13 protein-coding genes are annotated in these 16,675 nt (G+C 59.4%); 11 read left to right on the top strand and 2 right to left on the bottom strand.

Features of this window, described 5'->3' with window-relative positions:
* Positions 1–77: 77 nt before the first annotated feature.
* The 8 genes from D8779_RS02055 (at position 78) to recJ (ending at position 10,594) form a co-directional block, all read left to right on the top strand.
* Positions 78–377, top strand: a complete 300-nt coding sequence (locus tag D8779_RS02055) for a TFIIB-type zinc ribbon-containing protein (protein WP_136662804.1) — start codon at positions 78–80, stop codon at positions 375–377.
* 33 nt (positions 378–410) lie between these two features.
* On the top strand, positions 411–650 hold the full coding sequence (locus tag D8779_RS02050; RefSeq protein ID WP_136662803.1) for a hypothetical protein: 240 nt from the start codon (positions 411–413) through the stop codon (positions 648–650).
* 120 nt (positions 651–770) lie between these two features.
* Positions 771–6,029 (top strand): DNA repair ATPase, encoded by a 5,259-nt coding sequence (locus D8779_RS02045; RefSeq protein WP_136662802.1) that lies wholly within the window; start codon positions 771–773, stop codon positions 6,027–6,029.
* Positions 6,026–6,586: a rhomboid family intramembrane serine protease gene (locus D8779_RS02040; protein ID WP_136662801.1), complete on the top strand. Its 561-nt coding sequence runs from the start codon at positions 6,026–6,028 to the stop codon at positions 6,584–6,586. Before D8779_RS02045 ends, D8779_RS02040 begins: the two co-directional genes overlap by 4 nt.
* Positions 6,587–7,276 (top strand): phospholipase D-like domain-containing protein, encoded by a 690-nt coding sequence (locus D8779_RS02035; RefSeq protein WP_136662800.1) that lies wholly within the window; start codon positions 6,587–6,589, stop codon positions 7,274–7,276.
* Positions 7,277–7,378: 102 nt separating this feature from the next.
* Positions 7,379–8,107 (top strand): alpha-amylase family glycosyl hydrolase, encoded by a 729-nt coding sequence (locus tag D8779_RS02030; protein ID WP_240789670.1) that lies wholly within the window; start codon positions 7,379–7,381, stop codon positions 8,105–8,107.
* 73 nt (positions 8,108–8,180) lie between these two features.
* Positions 8,181–8,720 carry a YaeQ family protein gene (locus tag D8779_RS02025; protein ID WP_136662799.1) on the top strand — a complete coding sequence of 180 codons (540 nt, stop codon included), beginning with the start codon at positions 8,181–8,183 and terminating at the stop codon, positions 8,718–8,720.
* Positions 8,721–8,881: 161 nt separating this feature from the next.
* Positions 8,882–10,594, top strand: coding sequence for a single-stranded-DNA-specific exonuclease RecJ (recJ, locus tag D8779_RS02020; RefSeq protein WP_136662798.1), 1,713 nt, complete (start codon positions 8,882–8,884; stop codon positions 10,592–10,594).
* Positions 10,595–10,600: 6 nt separating this feature from the next.
* Here recJ and D8779_RS02015 read toward each other — a convergent pair whose 3' ends face one another.
* Complete coding sequence (locus tag D8779_RS02015; protein ID WP_136662797.1) at positions 10,601–11,272, bottom strand: transglutaminase-like cysteine peptidase; 672 nt, start codon at positions 11,270–11,272, stop codon at positions 10,601–10,603.
* A gap of 267 nt (positions 11,273–11,539) precedes the next feature.
* Between D8779_RS02015 and D8779_RS02010 the strand changes: the two genes are divergently transcribed.
* The gene (locus D8779_RS02010; RefSeq protein ID WP_136662796.1) at positions 11,540–12,277 is read left to right on the top strand and encodes a tellurite resistance TerB family protein; all 738 of its coding nucleotides are present in this window, start codon (positions 11,540–11,542) and stop codon (positions 12,275–12,277) included.
* Positions 12,278–12,367: 90 nt separating this feature from the next.
* On the top strand, positions 12,368–13,162 hold the full coding sequence (locus D8779_RS02005; protein WP_136662795.1) for a hypothetical protein: 795 nt from the start codon (positions 12,368–12,370) through the stop codon (positions 13,160–13,162).
* A gap of 3 nt (positions 13,163–13,165) precedes the next feature.
* Here the strand turns inward: D8779_RS02005 and D8779_RS02000 are convergent, their stop codons facing one another.
* The gene (locus D8779_RS02000) at positions 13,166–14,794 is read right to left on the bottom strand and encodes a sensor domain-containing diguanylate cyclase (RefSeq protein ID WP_136662794.1); all 1,629 of its coding nucleotides are present in this window, start codon (positions 14,792–14,794) and stop codon (positions 13,166–13,168) included.
* Positions 14,795–15,040: 246 nt separating this feature from the next.
* On the opposite strand from D8779_RS02000, the gene D8779_RS01995 reads away from it, so the two are divergent.
* Positions 15,041–16,675 (top strand): methyl-accepting chemotaxis protein, encoded by a 1,635-nt coding sequence (locus D8779_RS01995; RefSeq protein WP_136662793.1) that lies wholly within the window; start codon positions 15,041–15,043, stop codon positions 16,673–16,675.

Below are 16,675 nucleotides of genomic sequence, written 5' to 3'. Positions count from 1 at the left end.
GGTATGTGTAACAGGCTGGGAAATAATCAGGCCGAATCACTCGCCGGTAGCCGCTCAGGGATAAATGAGGAGATTTTATGCAGTGTCCAAAATGCCAATCCGCAATGGAAAAAGTGCCAACCCAAGATGGCGTGGTTGATCGCTGTGTAGCCTGCAAAGGGCTGTGGTTTGACATGCTTGAGCACGAAGACCTCAAGGCTTACGCCAAGATGCTGGACGTGGGCTGCGACGAACAGGGTCAAGTGCACAACAAAATTGACCGAATCAGTTGCCCATCCTGCTTTGGCAGTTATTTTGATGCCGGTGAGTTTCGTGATTTGGCCTCGTTCACGCTTAGTGATTTTTTAAAGCGTTTTGCGTTAACCGCTCGTAACTAATTTCTCAGCCAATACCCAGTAGGTTTTCATCTCATGTCAGAACCAAGAGATTATTTGGAAATGTCCTTCCGTTCGATCCAGTGCTTCGCCAACGATGGCCGCCTGGATGTACAGGAGTTGAGCACGCTATTGCAGATCGCCGAGCGTGACGGGGTGATCGACGATAACGAGATTCGAGTACTGAAGAACATCATTGCCCGGATCAAACCGGAGGAGCTCGACCAGGCCATGCGCGACAAGTTGGCTGAGGTTGCGAAAAAAATCGGCGCATAACTAAGGGGCGGCGTTACTCGCTTTTACCCCTTCGGCCGGTTGCCGCCGGCCCTCGTCCCAGTCCCCGCCCAGAGCGGGGGCGTCTTTGCTTACAGACAGCGCAGATTCAGGAAGACCACGATGTCGGATGCTCCAGCCGTAGCCCAGCCACAGGACGTATTGGACAAGGCCGTCGCCGAAGGCGGTGCCTACGAGGTGCTGCACAAGCGCCTGCAGGAGCAAGGCCTACGCCTGCGCCAGACTACCGAGGCGCTGAATGATCAGCGCGTGCAGGAGTTTGGCAGCAGCCAGATGGAAGTCATCGGACGGGTGCGGATCCGCACCGAGAACAACTGCACGGCCCGCGACATTGTTCAGGTCGGCGAGTGTCTGTTGTTTGGCTACAACGTATTCCTGGGGCTGAAAAAAGAGACCCGCGTCGAGGACGTATTTTCTCTCTATCGCCTGCACGAGCAAGACGAAGGCTATGAGGCTGAAAGTGTCGCACTGGCCGACAGTTTTCTCGGCCAGAGCAGCTTCGTTAATGATTTCAACGAGCTCTACACCTACTACAAGAACACCCGTCTGCTGCAGTTGATGGTGCGTGACGGCAAGCTGCTGGCCAGCTTCCAGATCGGTGACCGCATCAGCGATATTCGCGTGTTTCGCTGGTCGATCTCGCTCGACGGCAAGGACGTGCGTTACATCGACAACCGTGGCGAACGCGATATAGCGCTGCCCGCGCCGTTCGATTTTGAATGGCAGAAGACATCCCGCGAGATGGTGGTGAACGGCCGCCATCCGCATCTGAACATTCTCGACAGCATCTTTGTCGAGACCATCGGTGGCGACCTCACGATCAAGGTCGAAAACAACACCGAAGACGGTCAGGGCGTCTACCGCGAGGCGGTGCTGGACAAGACTCAGTCCCTCGACGATGCGCAGATCGAATATGCCCGACTGGGCAGTTTGATCCTGCTTAAGGTGCTGCCGTACCGTGAAGAGCAGTGGCGTTACCTGGTATTCAACAGCCTGACCCGCAAGGTCGAGCGTATCGATGCCATCGGCCTGGCGTGCGTGCAGCTACCAGAAGACCACGGCATCATCTTCCCAGGTGGCTATTACCTGCAGAACGGTGAGTCCAAAGCTTTTGAACAGCCCATGGACGGCATGCGCTTCAAGCGTGCCGTGCGCTCACCCAATGGTGAGGACGTGCAGTACATCTTCTACCACCCGGAAGAAGGCCGTTCGGCGCTGTTTACCTACAACATGATCAATCGCCAGTTACACAGCCCGATCTTCGGCCACGGCTACGCACGCCTGGAAGACGGGCGTACGGTGATCTTCGCCGCCGAAGGCACAGAGCCAACTCGTATCCATCCCATGCAGATCTGGCAAACGCCGTTTTGCAGCGATGATTTTGCCGCTCGCCAACCCGCGCGCGGTGGCTTTTTCGGGCGCATCGGCAATGCCGAACTGGTGCGTGGCGTCTCCGACCTGCTCGGGCTTAGCCGCGAGATCGAGACGCCGGAAGTCTCGGTGCAGCGCTACACGCAGCTCTGTCAGAACACTCGCCGCCTGTTCGATATCTATCACTGGCTGGGTGATGCTCAGTGTCAGGGCATGGCGCCGTTGTTGCGCGAAATTGCCGCCACTGGCGAGCTGGTGCTCGATGAGTTCGAGAAGGTTGAGAGCATTCGTCAGCAGTCGGCCCGTGCCATGGTCGAAGCCGAGACACGGCAGCAAGCGCTGTTGTCTGGCCTGCTGATCGACAGTTGGGATGAGGTGCAGCATTTCGTTGATGCGCTCAATGCGATCAACGCTCAGCGCGGTCAACTGCTGACTATTCGTGATTACCGTTATATCGATGTGGCGCGCATCGATGCCATGGAAGCCGATCTTCTGGCCGCTCAGGACAACGTCGCCGCGGCCACCTCTAACTTCTTGGCCAGTAAAGCTGCGCTGGAACCCTATGTGCTGCAATTGGGGCTGCTCGATAGCCAGGCGCAGAAGGCTGAAACCGTTAGTCAGCTGAATGAGCCATTGCAAGCACTGCAGGCCATGGCCGGCAACCTGGACATGTTGTCCAGCCTGATGGCGTCGCTGCCCATTGATGACGCCACGCAGCGCACCGAGATTGTTGAAGCGATTTCTCAGGTCTACGCCCGGCTCAATCAGACTAAGGCCCGCGCGGAACAGCGGCGCAAGGGCTTGGGTTCGGCTGAGACCGTGGCGCAGTTTGGTGCGCAGTTCAAACTATTCAGCCAGGGCATCACCAATGCCTTGGCCATGGCGCAGGACCCGGAGCGCTGCGACGAGCAACTGTCGCGCTTGCTGGTGCAGCTCGAAGAGCTGGAGAGCCAGTTTGGTGACCACGAGCAATTTCTCGGCGACATTCTGGCCAAGCGTGAAGAGTTGCTGGAAACCTTCGAGGCGCATAAGCAAGCATTGCTCGACGAGCGTCAACGCAAGGCTCAGGGCTTGCTCGATGCCGCGCGGCGGATTCTGGAAAGCCTCGGTCGACGCACCGCGCGGCTGACCAAGCCCGACGAGCTGAATGCGTTTTTCGCCTCTGATCCGTTAATTCTCAAGCTGCGTGAACTGACTGAGCGCCTGCGCGAGCTGAAAGACAGCGTTAAAGCTGAGGATGTTGAGGCGCGCCTCAAGGCCGCCCGTGACCAGGCCGTACGCAGCCTGCGCGACAAAAGTGAGCTGTTCGAGGAAGGCGGCAACGTCATCAAGCTCGGACCGCGCCATCGCTTCAGCGTCAATACCCAGGAGCTGGACCTGACGCTGATGCCGAGGGGCGATCAGCTCTACCTGCACCTGACCGGCACTGAGTTTCTTGAACCGCTGCAGAACGCCGAGCTGGAAACGCTGCGCGACTATTGGCAGGTATCACTGGAATCCGAGTCCGCCACGCTCTACCGCGCCGAATACCTGGCCGGCGAAGTGCTGGCAGCCGTCGATGCCGGGCGCGATGGCCTCAGTATCGATCTACTCAAACAGCAATTGGCACAGCCGGAAGCGCTGGTCAAAAGCATCCGTGACTTTGCCGCGCCGCGCTACAAGGAAGGCTACGAAAAGGGCATTCACGACCACGATGCGGCATTGATTCTTAGCCAACTGCTACCGCTGCGCGACAGTGCTGGCTTGCTGCGTTATGGCGCATTGCCGCGGGGTTTCGCCAGCTTCTTTTGGGGCCATGCACAAGGCGTCGAAACGGCGGGGCAGTGGCCGCAGCGGGCGCGAACCTGCCGGCATATCCAGCAACTGTTCGGCCAGAGTCAGGGCCTGCTGCAATTGCAGGCGGAAATTACCGATGCCATGGCGGGGTTCTGTCAGCAGCAGGCGATGGAAGTCGCTCTGGCCGGTCTGGTCGAGGCGGCGGAGTACCTGGTGCACGAGCTGGCGGCCGAACGCATTGAATTCGTGTTCAGCAAGTACGGCCGCGAGCTGCTTGCCGGGTTGCAGGCGCGTTTGCAAGCCGCCCATGTGTGGGACGTTTACCAGCAGACCCTCGGGCAATTGCAGGGTCGGCCGGCGGCGCAGTGGGCGTTGGTCGACAACTGGTTGCGCGGCCTGTGTGCCGATGCACAGTTTGCTGAGCTAAGCGCTTATGTGCCGGAAGCTGTGGCCTTGAGCCTGCTGCCGGAAGGTGTGGCCAAGCGTGTCACCGAGGTGGATCTGCGCTTTAGCGTTGAAGAGTTGATGGGTGAGCACCCGCGCATAAGCGAGCGGAAGCTGGTGCTGGCCGTGGATGATTTCTTCGCTCGCCTGCGCGTGCACCGCGAACAGTTTCTGCCGGGGCTGCAGCGCTATCAGGCGTTGCGCCAGGAAGTGATTGGGCGTGAGCGTGAGGCGCTGCGCCTTAACGAGTTCAAGCCAAAACCGCTTAGCTCTTTTGTGCGCAACAAACTGATCAATGATGTCTATCTCGGGGTGATCGGCGACAACCTAGCCAAGCAAATGGGTACTGCCGGGGAGAATCGTCGCTCTGATCTGTCCGGCTTGCTGATGCTGATCTCGCCGCCGGGTTACGGTAAAACCACCTTGATGGAGTACGTGGCTCACCGCCTGGGTTTGATCTTTATGAAGATCAATGGCCCGGCGCTGGGGCACGATGTGCGCTCCCTCGATCCGGCTCAGGCGCCGGACGCCACCTCGCGTCAGGAGCTGGAAAAGCTCAACCTGGCGCTGGAGATGGGCAACAACGTGATGCTCTATCTCGACGATATTCAGCACACCCATCCGGAGTTCTTGCAGAAATTTATCTCGCTGTGTGACGGCACCCGGCGCATTGAAGGCGTATGGAAGGGGCGCACGCGCACCTACGACATGCGTGGTCGCAAGTTCTGCGTGATCATGTCGGGCAACCCTTACACCGAGTCCGGTGACGTGTTCAAGATCCCGGATATGCTGGCCAACCGTGCCGACATCTATAACCTCGGCGACACCTTGGGCGGCATGCAGGAAGCCTTTGCGCTGTCCTATATCGAGAACGGCTTGACCTCCAATCCGGTGCTGGCACCGCTGGCCACTCGCGAGATGGCGGATGTCTATCGCTTTGTCGCCAAGGCCGAAGGCAAGCCGTTTTCCAGCAACGAGTTGAGTCACAGCTACAGCGGCGCCGAGGTCAATGAGATCGTTACCACCTTGCAGCGTTTGATGCAGGTGCGTGATGTGGTGGGCCGGGTCAATCAGCAGTACATCGCCAGCGCCGCCCAGGCTGATCAGTACCGCACCGAGCCGCCGTTCAAGTTGCAGGGTAGCTACCGCAACATGAACAAGATGGCGGAGAAAATCTCTGCCGTGATGAACGAGGCCGAGGTGCTGCAACTGATCGCCGATCATTACCAGGGCGAATCACAGCTGCTCACCACGGGCGCCGAGGAAAACCTGCTCAAGCTGGCGGAATTGCGCGGCAATATGACCGACACCCAGGCCGAGCGCTGGACGCAGATCAAGCGCGACTTTATGCGTAACAAGGCTATGGGCGGCAGCGACAGCGACGTCGGCGGGCGCGTGGTCGCGCAGCTCAATGATCTGGTTGAAGGCGTACGCGGCTTGGCGCCAAACAAACCCGCTGCTGAGTCGCCTACTGTGCCTTGGGAGCAGCTGTTAGCTGGGCTTGAGAGCCTGGGCAAGCTGCGCCCGCAAGTGGAGGTGATCACGCCGGCGCAACCTGCAGTGCAAAAGCTACTGGAAAGCCTGGCTGAAAGCCTGCAGAACAGTTTTCTACCGCTGGTTAAGGCGATGGACAAGAAAATCGATATCGACCTGCGCACCCACAACCGCATGCTGGAAATCTCCGCTCAGCTGCGCGATTTAGGCGAGCAACTGGGTCACGAACAGCGCTTGGAAAGCGATACCGGCGACAGCGAAATCGAGTCGCCATGAAGGCCGGGCTGTTGCCACGGGTCCAGCTGTTGCTGGGCATTGCCGCACTGATGCTGGTGCTGCAACTGGTCAATAGCCTGAGTAGTTACAGCCTCAATGTTTGGGGCGTGATACCGCGGCGGTTTGAGTCGTTGCCGGGTATCTTTTTTGCGCCTTGGCTGCATGGTGGTTGGTTGCATCTGTTGAGTAATCTCAGCGGCCTGCTGGTACTGGGGCTGCTGGCTTTGCTGGAATCGCGGCGCGACTTTATCCAGGCCAGCCTGTTTATCATCATCGGCAGTGGTGCATTGGTTTGGCTGTTCGGCCGCCAGGGCATCCATGTTGGCGCCAGCGGTTGGCTGTTCGGGCTGTGGGCGCTGCTGCTGGCGCGGGCGTGGTTCCGCCGCAGTTGGCTTGATCTGCTGCTGGCGGTATTAGTGTTCTTTCTGCATGGAGGCTGGGTGTTCGGCCTGGTGCCGCAGAAAGGCGTCTCCTTCGAATATCATCTGGCCGGTGCGCTGTGCGGTGGGCTCTATGCCGCCTGGCGCTATAGACCGCGCTCACGACAAGGACGTTAAATGGATTTCAATCGTCTCGATCAGCAGTTGCGTGACAGCCTGGCCGATCTGCGGCTGAGCAATGAGGAGCGCGACGAGTTGCGCCAACTGGGCAGCGATTTGGGCCCGGATCAGGTGCGCTATCTGCGTAATCGCGCGTTCGCCTTGGTACGTGAGCTAGTGACCGAACCGGCCAACACGCTGGCTGCGCTGAAGTGGTTGGAACAGGTTGTTAAGACACTCGATAGCTGTGTTGCGCCGAATCGGGTGGAAGTCGCCAGTGCGCATTTCAGCCCCGGCGAAAGTTGTCGACGCAAGATTCGCGATCTTTGTCGACAGGCCCGGCAGTCGGTAGATATCTGCGTGTACACCATCTCTGACGACCAGTTGAGCAGTGAAATTCTGGCCTGCCACCAGCGCGGTATCGCAGTGCGGGTAATTACCGATAACGAAAAGCAGTTCGATATGGGCAGCGATATTGAGCGCTTGCGCAGCCAGGGTGTGCCATTACGCATCGACTCTGGGCCGTACCACATGCACCATAAATTCGCCCTGTTCGATGGCCGTTTTCTATTGAATGGCAGCTTCAACTGGACCCGTAGCGCGACCACCGGCAACGAGGAAAACCTGCTGGTAATTGACCACCCTGCGTTGTTCGCTGACTACCGTCGGGTGTTTGACGAGCTATGGGGGCGCTATGCCGATAACTGATTGCGTGGTCTGACTCGCTGGCCATGACCGGCATACCTCGTTAAGGTCACTCTAGCCCTGCTCTGTGTAGTGGGCAGTTGTACCGGCGAATGAGGGGTGAGCATGGCATTGCGTAACGCGGTTCAGTTGATCACTTATCCAGATCGCTTGGGTGGCAACCTGAGTAATCTTTACAGCTTGCTTGAGCAGCACTTAACGGATGCAGTCGGTGGCGTACATCTTCTGCCGATGTATCCGTCCAATGCCGATGGTGGCTTCTCGCCGCTGACCCATATGGAGGTCGACCCGCGCTACGGCGACTGGGCCGATGTCGAGCGGATATCTGCGCGCTTCGATCTGTGCGTTGATCTGGTGATCAGCCACATTTCGGACGAGTCGCCGGAGTTTCTCGATTTTGTCGCCAAGGGTCAGGATTCAGTGCATGCCGAGCTGTTCGTTCAGGTGGACAAGCTCGGCGAGATTGGCCTGGAAGACTTGGCCAAGATTCATATCCGCAAGGAAAAAGAGCCGTTTCGCGACGTGCTGCTGGCTAATGGCGAGACCTGCCGGGTGTGGTGCACCTTCACCGAGCGACAGATCGACCTCAACTACGAATCACCGCTAACCTACCAGCTGATGGAGCGTTACCTGGCGTTTCTCACCGCGCGTGGGGTCAAGTTGTTCCGCCTGGATGCGTTCGGTTACACCACCAAGCGCATCGGTAGCAGCGTGGCCATGGCCTGGCGCCATGGCGAGCATTACTGCCGCTTGTATGTTGATCTGAGCACGTGTCAGGCGATCATTGACTACCGCGATCCTGAAAGCGGTATCGAGCAGCAAATACGCTGCTGAGTGGGCGGATCGGTTCGGCGAGGAGCGTTTCGGGTTAGACTTACGCTCTTTCGCCCAGCCAAGAAGCCCCTCCATGGCCCTGCCGTCTACGACCTACAAAATCGAGTTGAACCTCACCGACATGGACCGCAGCGTCTATGAAAACCTGCGTTTCACCGTTGCCAAGCACCCGTCGGAAACCGAAGAGCGCCTGGCTGCCCGGCTGGTGGGTTATGCCTTGTTCTATCACGAGCACCTGGCGTTCGGTCGCGGTTTGTCGGATGTGGATGAACCAGCCCTGTGGGAAAAGAGCCTGGATGATCGCGTGCTGCATTGGATTGAGGTCGGGCAACCGGACAGCGACCGCATCACCTGGTGCTCGCGGCGCACTGAGAAGTTCAGCCTGGTGGCCTACGGCAACCTGCGCGTGTGGCAAACCAAGGCTCTCGACCCCGTTCGCAGCCTGAAAAACATCAATGTCGTCGCCCTCGACCAAGAAGCCTTGGCCCGTTTGGCGCTGGACATGCCGCGTTCGCTGAACTGGAGCGTGATGATCAGCGACGGCGAGCTGTTCGTCACCGATGAGCGCGGCCAGCATGAGTTGCCTATCGAGTGGCTGGCTGGCGAACGCTGAATGTCGCTTTTGTAGGATGGGTTGAGCCTGCGATACCCATCGCTACAGCACAGGATGGGTATCGCTGCGCTCAACCTGCGCGGCCCGACCCATCCTACGGCTCTAGGCGCGCTACTTAAGCGCCTGTGTATGCCTTGCCTTTTGTCTGTACCGGAACCCTAATGCGCATCGAAGCCCGCCCGTTACCTGCCACCTTGCCCGACCTGGGCGCTCTGCCGCCGTTGTTGACTCGTTTGTATGCCGCTCGCGGCGTGCAGTCGGCTGCCGAGCTGGATAAGGGCTTGGCGCGCTTGATTCCGTATCAGCAACTGAAGGGCATGAGCGCGGCCGTCGATTTGTTGGTGCTGGGTTTGCAACAAGGTCAGCGCATGTTGATCGTCGGCGACTTCGATGCTGACGGCGCCACCGCCAGCACAGTGGGCATGCTCGGGCTGCGCATGCTCGGCGCCGCCCATGTCGATTATCTGGTGCCTAATCGCTTTGAATACGGCTATGGCCTGACTCCCGAGATCGTCGCGGTGGCGCTTGAGCGTCAGCCGCAGCTATTGATTACCGTGGATAACGGTATCTCCAGCGTCGAAGGCGTTGCGGCGGCCAAGGCCGCTGGCCTGACTGTGGTGGTGACCGATCACCACTTGCCGGGTGCCGAGTTGCCGGCGGCGGACGCCATCGTTAATCCCAACCAGCCCGGTTGTGAATTCCCGAGCAAGGCGCTGGCCGGGGTTGGGGTGATGTTCTATGTGCTGCTGGCCCTGCGTGCGCGCTTGCGCGAGATGGGGTGGTTCAATGAACAGCGCCCTGAGCCTAACTTGGGCGAGTTACTGGATCTGGTTGCTCTGGGCAGCGTTGCCGACGTGGTGCCGCTGGATGCCAATAACCGCATTCTGGTGCATCAGGGTTTGGCGCGGATTCGTGCCGGCCGGGCGCGGCCGGGCTTGCGCGCGATTCTCGAGGTGGCGGGGCGTGATCATCGGCGTATCACCTCCACTGATCTGGGTTTTATCCTCGGCCCACGATTGAATGCGGCGGGGCGTCTGGATGACATGGCGCTGGGCATCGAATGCCTGCTCTGTGATGACGAAGCCCTGGCCCGCGACATGGCGGTGCAGCTGGATCAGCTCAATCAGGACCGCAAGGCCATTGAGCAAGGCATGCAGCGTGAGGCGCTGGCCCAGCTCAAGGATCTGCCGCTGGAAGACATGCCCTTCGGTCTGTGCCTGTTCGAGGCCGATTGGCACCAAGGCGTGATCGGCATCCTTGCCTCGCGCATGAAGGAGCGGTATCACCGCCCGACCATCGCCTTTGCCGATGCCGGCGACGGCGTGCTGAAAGGTTCGGCGCGCTCGGTTCCTGGTTTTCATATCCGTGATGCGCTGGATGCGGTGGCGGCCAAGCATCCGCAGCTGATCAGCAAATTTGGTGGGCATGCCATGGCTGCAGGGCTGTCATTGCCTGAAGCCCATTTCGCGGAGTTTGCGGCGGCCTTCGATGCCGAAGTACGTCGCCAGCTGTGTGAAGACGACTTAACCGGTCGCCTACTGTCCGATGGCGCCTTGTCCATCGAAGAGTTCCACCTGCCACTGGCCAAGGAACTGCGCAATGCCGGGCCTTGGGGGCAGCACTTTCCCGAGCCGTTGTTTCATGGCGTATTCCAGCTGGTGCAGCAACGCGTGGTCGGCGAACGGCACCTCAAGGTGGTGTTGAAAAGCGAGTGCGGTAGCGTACAGCTCGATGGCATCGCCTTTGGTGTGGACCGCGAGATCTGGCCGAACCCGACCGTGCGTTGGGTGGAGCTGGCTTACAAGCTGGACGTGAATGAGTTTCGTGGGCAGGAAAGCGTGCAGCTGTTGATTGCCCATCTTAGCCCGCGCTGATAGGTGTTAGCCCTGCGGTGAGGGCGCGGCTGAACCATCGGCCAGCGCGCGTTCGCTCAGTTCATTCCAACGCGCCAGAAACTCCGGCGGCTGGCTAACGCGTTGCGGCGTTTTGGCCAGAAACACGCCGTGGTTATTAAAGGAATACACCGGCAACAGATCGCCACGCTCACTGGCCGGGAGAATGCGCGGGTCGAGGTTGTCGAGGATCAGCGGCTGCTCGCTGGCGCTGGGGTAATAGGCCAGCACCATATGCGCCTGGTTCTGCTTGAGTGCCTTGACGAAGGTCAGACGCAGTTTCTCGCTGGGCACACCCATGCGCACCAAACTGAAGTATTTGGCGATGGCGAAATCTTCGCAGTCACCTTTGCCTAGGCTAAGTGTCTGCGCCGGCGTGGCCCAGTAATCCTCGACGCCCCAGGCTTGCTGATCGCTGACAAAACTCACCGAACGATTGATGAAGTGGTTAACCCGCTCCAGTTGCACGCGCTCGTCATCCTGGGCTGAATGGTCGAGCAGGTTGAGCCAGCTGGCCAGGCGCGTGTCGCTGAGCGCTGCTGACAAAGCACTGCGCTGGGTAGCCGGTGCATCGGCCACCAGCACTGGGCTAAACAGCCAGCAACTCGCGAGTAGGCAGCGAAGTAGGCGGTGGGCGGCAAGCGGTGTGTGTCGCAGCATGGATGGACTCCGGTGTCGGCTGTATGCATAGCCTTGACCGTTTGAGGGCGATTTATCGCGCCATCCTACCGGCGCCAAATACTGCGCTTATGTGATGCTGACCACTATTTGACAGATTCAGCGTCGGTTAACCGACGAGTAGCCGTTTTTCCCTGTTTTTGAGTCCGCTGGCAATCTTTCGAAGCACTCTGAGGCTAGGTGGCGAGAAACCTCTCTCTCTAGAATCGATCCATGTACCGGTACAACTATTTTTAGGGAGAGCGCTTGATGATTACCCGTGGATTACTTGATCAGTTGTTGAAATCCGGCCAGGACCTGTTGCAACAGAAATCCGGCGGCGGCTCCACTGGCGGTCTCGGCGGCAGCCTAGGTGGTTTGCTTGGCGGTGCAGGCCAAGGTGGTAAGGGCGGGGATCTAGGCACTCTACTCAAAGGTGCCGGTGGTGGTGCGCTCGCCGCGGGTGCTCTGGGCATGCTGCTGGGTAACAAGAGTGCGCGCAAAATGGGCGGCAAAGCCCTGACCTATGGCGGTTTGGCTGCACTCGGTGTGGTCGCTTACAAAGCCTATGGTAACTGGCAGGCGCAGCAGGCCAATGCTCCGCAGGGCGAGCCGCAAACCCTGGATCGCTTGCCGGCGCCGCAGGCCGAGCTGCACAGCCAGGCGATTCTCAAGGCGCTGGTGGGTGCAGCTAAAGCCGATGGCCATGTCGATGCACGCGAGCGACAGTTGATTGAAGGCGAGCTGGTCAAACTCACTGACGATGCCGAATTACAGCATTGGTTGCAGGCCGAGCTGAATAAACCGCTGGATCCTGCCGAAATAGCTCGCGCAGCCAGTACGCCGGAAATGGCGGCGGAAATGTATGTGGCCAGCGTGCTGATGGTGGATGAGGAGCACTTTATGGAGCGTGCGTATCTGGAAGAGCTGGCCCGTCAGCTCAAGTTGGATCCAGCGCTAAAGACCGAGCTTGAGGCTCAGGTGCGCCAGGAGCTGGTGGCGGGCTAATAGCGCGTAGCAGCCATCTGCCAAGGGTTCTGGCCGCTAGCTTGCGGCCTCCCTATAATCGGCGCCTTTCCCTCTATGGATGGACGCCCGATGCACCGCACCTACACCAATTGTCTGCTGAGCTTGGCGCTGATTGTGTTCAGCTCGATAGTCCAAGCCGCGCCTGACGTAGCGCTGACCCAGCTGCAAAGTGCGCAGGTGCTGGTGTTTCGAACCAGTACCGATCTGTTTATCCATCGTGGTGAGGGCGGGCATGCCGAGTTGGCGGCCAAGGTGCAGGCCGATCTGGGCAAGTTGCGTGCAAACCTGGCGACCTTGCAGGCGCAACCTCTGACCGAGTCCGCACGCTTGGCGATGGAGCAGCTGCCGCCGTCTCTGGCAGCCTTCGCGGCGCTGGTCGAGCAAGCGCTGGCGTATAACCCTGGTGAACCTGATCTGCCCTGGGAATTCAATTTTCAGTACAGCAAAGCCCAGCGCGAGCTGGTCGCAGCCTTCGAGGCGCTTGAGCAACAACTGCTAAAAGGCCTTGCGCAGCCCCTGCCTGCTGCCGATCTGCGGTTGCAAAGCTTGCCTGCCAAGGTGCAATACCTGGCGGCGCGCTATACCGCGCGTGCTTATGTGGGGGATATCGAGACCCTGCCGGAGCAACAGCAGCATTACCTGAACCAGGATATCGACGTGCTGGCCAAGCAGGTGGATGCCGAACTCGCCAGCCTCGCCACAGAAGTGACCGACGCGCAGCAGCAACGCTTGCAGCGAGCGTTGACGCGCTGGAAGTTTATCTACCCACGCCTGGTGGGCTACAACGACAATCTGGTGCCGCTGGTTGTCGAGCGGCATGCCGCCAAGCTCGCCGACCAGTTGCTGCGTCTGCGGGCTCAATAAGGTTTAGCGTTTGCTGGCTGCATGGAACACCGCGCAATGCTTGCCGGTATGTTTGGCGCGGTACAAGGCCCTATCAGCCAGTTCCAGCGCCTCGCTTAGGTTGCTAGTGTCTAATGGCCAGAGCGCGCCGCCAATGCTGCAGCCGACCTTAACCTGATGGTTGCCCAGGTCGATGGGCGCATTCAGCGCTCCCAGGGTGCGCTCAGCCACCAGCTGAGCTTGGGCTAACGCCTCGCCACCGGGTACCTGGAGCACCATCAAGAACTCATCGCCTCCAAGCCGTGCGACCAGATCACCTTCACGCAGGCAGCCGCGCAGGCGGATGGCCACTTCGCGCAGCACCAAATCACCTGCGGCGTGGCCAAACTGGTCATTGATGGGTTTAAAGCCGTCCAGATCTAGGTAGAACAACGCCAGGCAATTGCTATTGGCCTGGCTGCGTTGTTGTGCACGCGGCAGATAGCTTTCCAGTGCGACGCGGTTGGGTAAGCCTGTGAGTGCGTCATGATGGGCGAGATTTTCCATAACCCCCAAGGCTGTTTGGTGGCGCGTCAGGCTGTCCACCAGGTGCCGAATTGAATCGCTGAGGGTCTCGATCTCGCGGGTCCCTTTTAGCGCGGGGATCATGCTGATTTCACCGGCGCTGAGACGGTCCGCCGCTTCGGCGATCTGGCGCAATGGGCGGGTGAAATAGCCGGCCAAAAGCCAGCCGACCAGCGCAAATAATACCGCCAGGCCAATGCCCCACAGCAGAATGTAGCGCCTTGTTTCGCGCGCCGGGGCGTAGGCTTCATCTAGTTGCTGGCGAGCGATCACCGTCCAGCCCAGGCCTTTGTAGTCCATATGGCCTTGGCTCAGCGCCAGTCCCGTCAGGTACTGCTTGCCGTCCGGCCATTCCTGCACGGCCCAGAGGTCTTTGCCTTGCGTCACCTCGTTGAGTGCTGGCAGGTGCAGGCGCTGGCCGATCATCTCCTTAGGCGCGAGTAGCACGGTGCGGTCCTGGCCGATCACGAAGAACTCGACATTGCGACGCTTCTGGATCGGCTCAAGAATGGCCAGGCGCACTTCGTCCGCCCAGGACCAAGAGAGGTGCGAGGCCAGCACGCCGACCAGGCTGCCATCGGCGGCAAACACCGGCAGGCTGATGTCGACAAATTTCATCGCCTCGCCCGTTGGGTTAGGCAGCAGTTTGGCCAGTAGTACGGCTTCATGAACGTCGCCGATAAACACTTGTTTCTGCGCTTGGAGAAACACCGGGCGCTGGGCGATGCTGGCGCCTTCGAGCACGCCATCGCTGGAGGCCAGTACCGTACCTTTGACGTCGGTATAACCAATCCAGGCGATGCTGGGGAACTCGGTTTGCAAGCGGTCGAGCAGCACACGGATCTCAGTAATATCGTCCGGTTGGCTGAGTGCGCGCAGCTTGCCAATCACCTGCAACATCGCGGCGCGGTTTTGCATGTCGCGGTCCAGGCGATCAACCATCATAAATGACACTTCAGCGAGGTCCCGGCCGACTTCATCGCGGATGCGTTGGCTAGCGTCCTGGCCAATCAGGCTACCGAGCATCCAGCTCAGCCCTGCTACTAACAAGGCAATCAAAAGAGCAAAGCGGCTGCGTAGGCTACCCATGCTAAGGCAACTCCGTGGGGCTTGAGTCAGAGGCATCAAGCGGTTTCAAGAACTGAACCCAGTAAGGCTCCGGCGGATTGTTAGCAGTCTAGCTCAGCTGCGTTGCGCTCAGGCTAAGCGTCAGTGCCTCGTGGCTCTGTGGCGTTTCAATGCTTGCCGCCGGCTTGGGCAAACTCTAGAGTCCTACGCATCTGCGCGCGATCAGCATCTGGCTGGCCGGGTACGTTTAACCGAGTGGGGAATATTGTGAAGAACTGGACTGTGCGGCAACGCATCATCGCGAGCTTTTCCGTTGTGGTCGTGATTCTTTTGCTGCTCTCTGCCACGGCCTATTACCGTTTGGCCACGGTCGAGCAGGCCGCCACGCATGTGAGTACATCGGCCGCGCCGGGCATGCAGCAAGCCGGTTTGATGCGCTTGGCCTGGGCTGATCACCTTATGGAAAGCCAGCGCCTGCTGATGGTTGGCCGCGATAGCGTGGACGGGCTGAGCCTCAATGCAAGTGAGCGCAAGGCGTTTGCGGAATTGTCTCAGCGGATGGACAAAACCTGGGCGGCCTACCAGGGCACCATCAACACTGAACAGGATCGTCTTGAAGCGCAGAATTTTTTAATTAAACGTGACCAGTATTTGGCGCTGCACGCGCAGTTACTTGAGCTGATTACATCGGGGCGCGACCTTGAAGCCTCACGCCTGGGTCGGGGCGAGTTGCTGTCAGCCTGGCTGGAGGCGCGGGCCGCCCTGACTCGACTGTTCGAGCTTAACCAACAGTATGCCGAGCAATCGGTGCAGCAAATTGTGACGGATGTCGAGGTGACCAAGTTGAGCCTGGTGCTGGCCATTCTCATTGTAATGGGCGTGGCGGCGCTGAGCTCGGTGAGCCTGCAGCGGGCGATTAGCCAGCCCATTACGACGGTGGTGGATACCTTTAAGGTGCTGGGTTCAGGAGACCTTTCGGCGCGCCTGGCCATGGGCCGACGTGATGAGTTCAACGCCATCGAGGAAGGGTTCAACAGCATGGCGGACGAGCTCAAGGCTCTGGTGGCCCAAGCGCAGCGTTCGGCCGTGCAGATGACCACGTCGATCACCGAGATTGCGGCCACGTCCAGGCAGCAGCAAGCCACCGCTACGGAAACGGCCGCTACGACGACCGAAATCGGCGCCACCTCGCGTGAAATTACCGCCACCTCGCGTGATCTGGTACGCACCATGAGTGAGGTGTCCAGTACGGCCGAACACACCTCGGTGCTCGCCGGCTCTGGTCAGATGGGCCTGGCCCGCATGGAAGAGGTGATGCGTCATGTAATGGGGGCGGCTGACGTGGTGAATGCCAAGCTGGCGATCCTCAATGAGAAAGCCGGCAACATCAATCATGTGGTGACCACCATCGTTAAAGTGGCGGACCAGACCAACTTACTGTCCTTGAATGCGGCCATTGAAGCGGAAAAGGCCGGTGAGTACGGGCGTGGCTTCTCTGTAGTGGCAACCCAGGTTCGGCGTTTAGCCGACCAGACGGCTGTCGCCACCTATGACATCGAACAGATGGTGCGTGAAATCCAGTCGGCGGTGTCGGCGGGGGTTATGGGCATGGATAAATTCTCTGAAGAGGTGCGTCGCGGTAACAGTGAGATGGCCCAGGTGGGTGATCAGTTGTCGCAGATTATTCATCAGGTGCAGGCTCTGGCTCCCCGTGTACAGATGGTGGATGAGGGGATGCAAGCCCAAGCGACGGGGGCTGAACAGATTACTCAAGCCTTGGTGCAGTTGAGCGAAGCCAGCGGGCAAACGGTTGACTCGTTACGCCAAGCCGGCGCGGCCATTGATGAGTTGAATCAAGTGGCCGGTAGCCTGCGCAGCGGCGTCAGCCGATTCAAGGTCTGA

This window comes from Pseudomonas leptonychotis (assembly GCF_004920405.1).
In the GTDB taxonomy this organism is placed as follows: domain Bacteria; phylum Pseudomonadota; class Gammaproteobacteria; order Pseudomonadales; family Pseudomonadaceae; genus Aquipseudomonas; species Aquipseudomonas leptonychotis.
Note: the sequence above shows the minus strand (reverse complement) of the source record. Positions and strands in the feature narration are given on the sequence as shown.

What these genes read in the sequence shown, in the direction of transcription:
- D8779_RS02055 (WP_136662804.1), top strand. Translation starts at nt 78, where the DNA reads ATGCAGTGTCCAAAATGCCAATCCGCAATGGAAAAAGTGCCAACCCAA.
- D8779_RS02000 (WP_136662794.1), bottom strand. Translation starts at nt 14,794, where the DNA reads ATGGGTAGCCTACGCAGCCGCTTTGCTCTTTTGATTGCCTTGTTAGTA.
- D8779_RS02045 (WP_136662802.1), top strand. Translation starts at nt 771, where the DNA reads ATGTCGGATGCTCCAGCCGTAGCCCAGCCACAGGACGTATTGGACAAG.
- D8779_RS02030 (WP_240789670.1), top strand. Translation starts at nt 7,379, where the DNA reads ATGGCATTGCGTAACGCGGTTCAGTTGATCACTTATCCAGATCGCTTG.
- recJ (WP_136662798.1), top strand. Translation starts at nt 8,882, where the DNA reads ATGCGCATCGAAGCCCGCCCGTTACCTGCCACCTTGCCCGACCTGGGC.
- D8779_RS02040 (WP_136662801.1), top strand. Translation starts at nt 6,026, where the DNA reads ATGAAGGCCGGGCTGTTGCCACGGGTCCAGCTGTTGCTGGGCATTGCC.
- D8779_RS02035 (WP_136662800.1), top strand. Translation starts at nt 6,587, where the DNA reads ATGGATTTCAATCGTCTCGATCAGCAGTTGCGTGACAGCCTGGCCGAT.
- D8779_RS02010 (WP_136662796.1), top strand. Translation starts at nt 11,540, where the DNA reads ATGATTACCCGTGGATTACTTGATCAGTTGTTGAAATCCGGCCAGGAC.
- D8779_RS02015 (WP_136662797.1), bottom strand. Translation starts at nt 11,272, where the DNA reads ATGCTGCGACACACACCGCTTGCCGCCCACCGCCTACTTCGCTGCCTA.
- D8779_RS02025 (WP_136662799.1), top strand. Translation starts at nt 8,181, where the DNA reads ATGGCCCTGCCGTCTACGACCTACAAAATCGAGTTGAACCTCACCGAC.
- D8779_RS02005 (WP_136662795.1), top strand. Translation starts at nt 12,368, where the DNA reads ATGCACCGCACCTACACCAATTGTCTGCTGAGCTTGGCGCTGATTGTG.
- D8779_RS02050 (WP_136662803.1), top strand. Translation starts at nt 411, where the DNA reads ATGTCAGAACCAAGAGATTATTTGGAAATGTCCTTCCGTTCGATCCAG.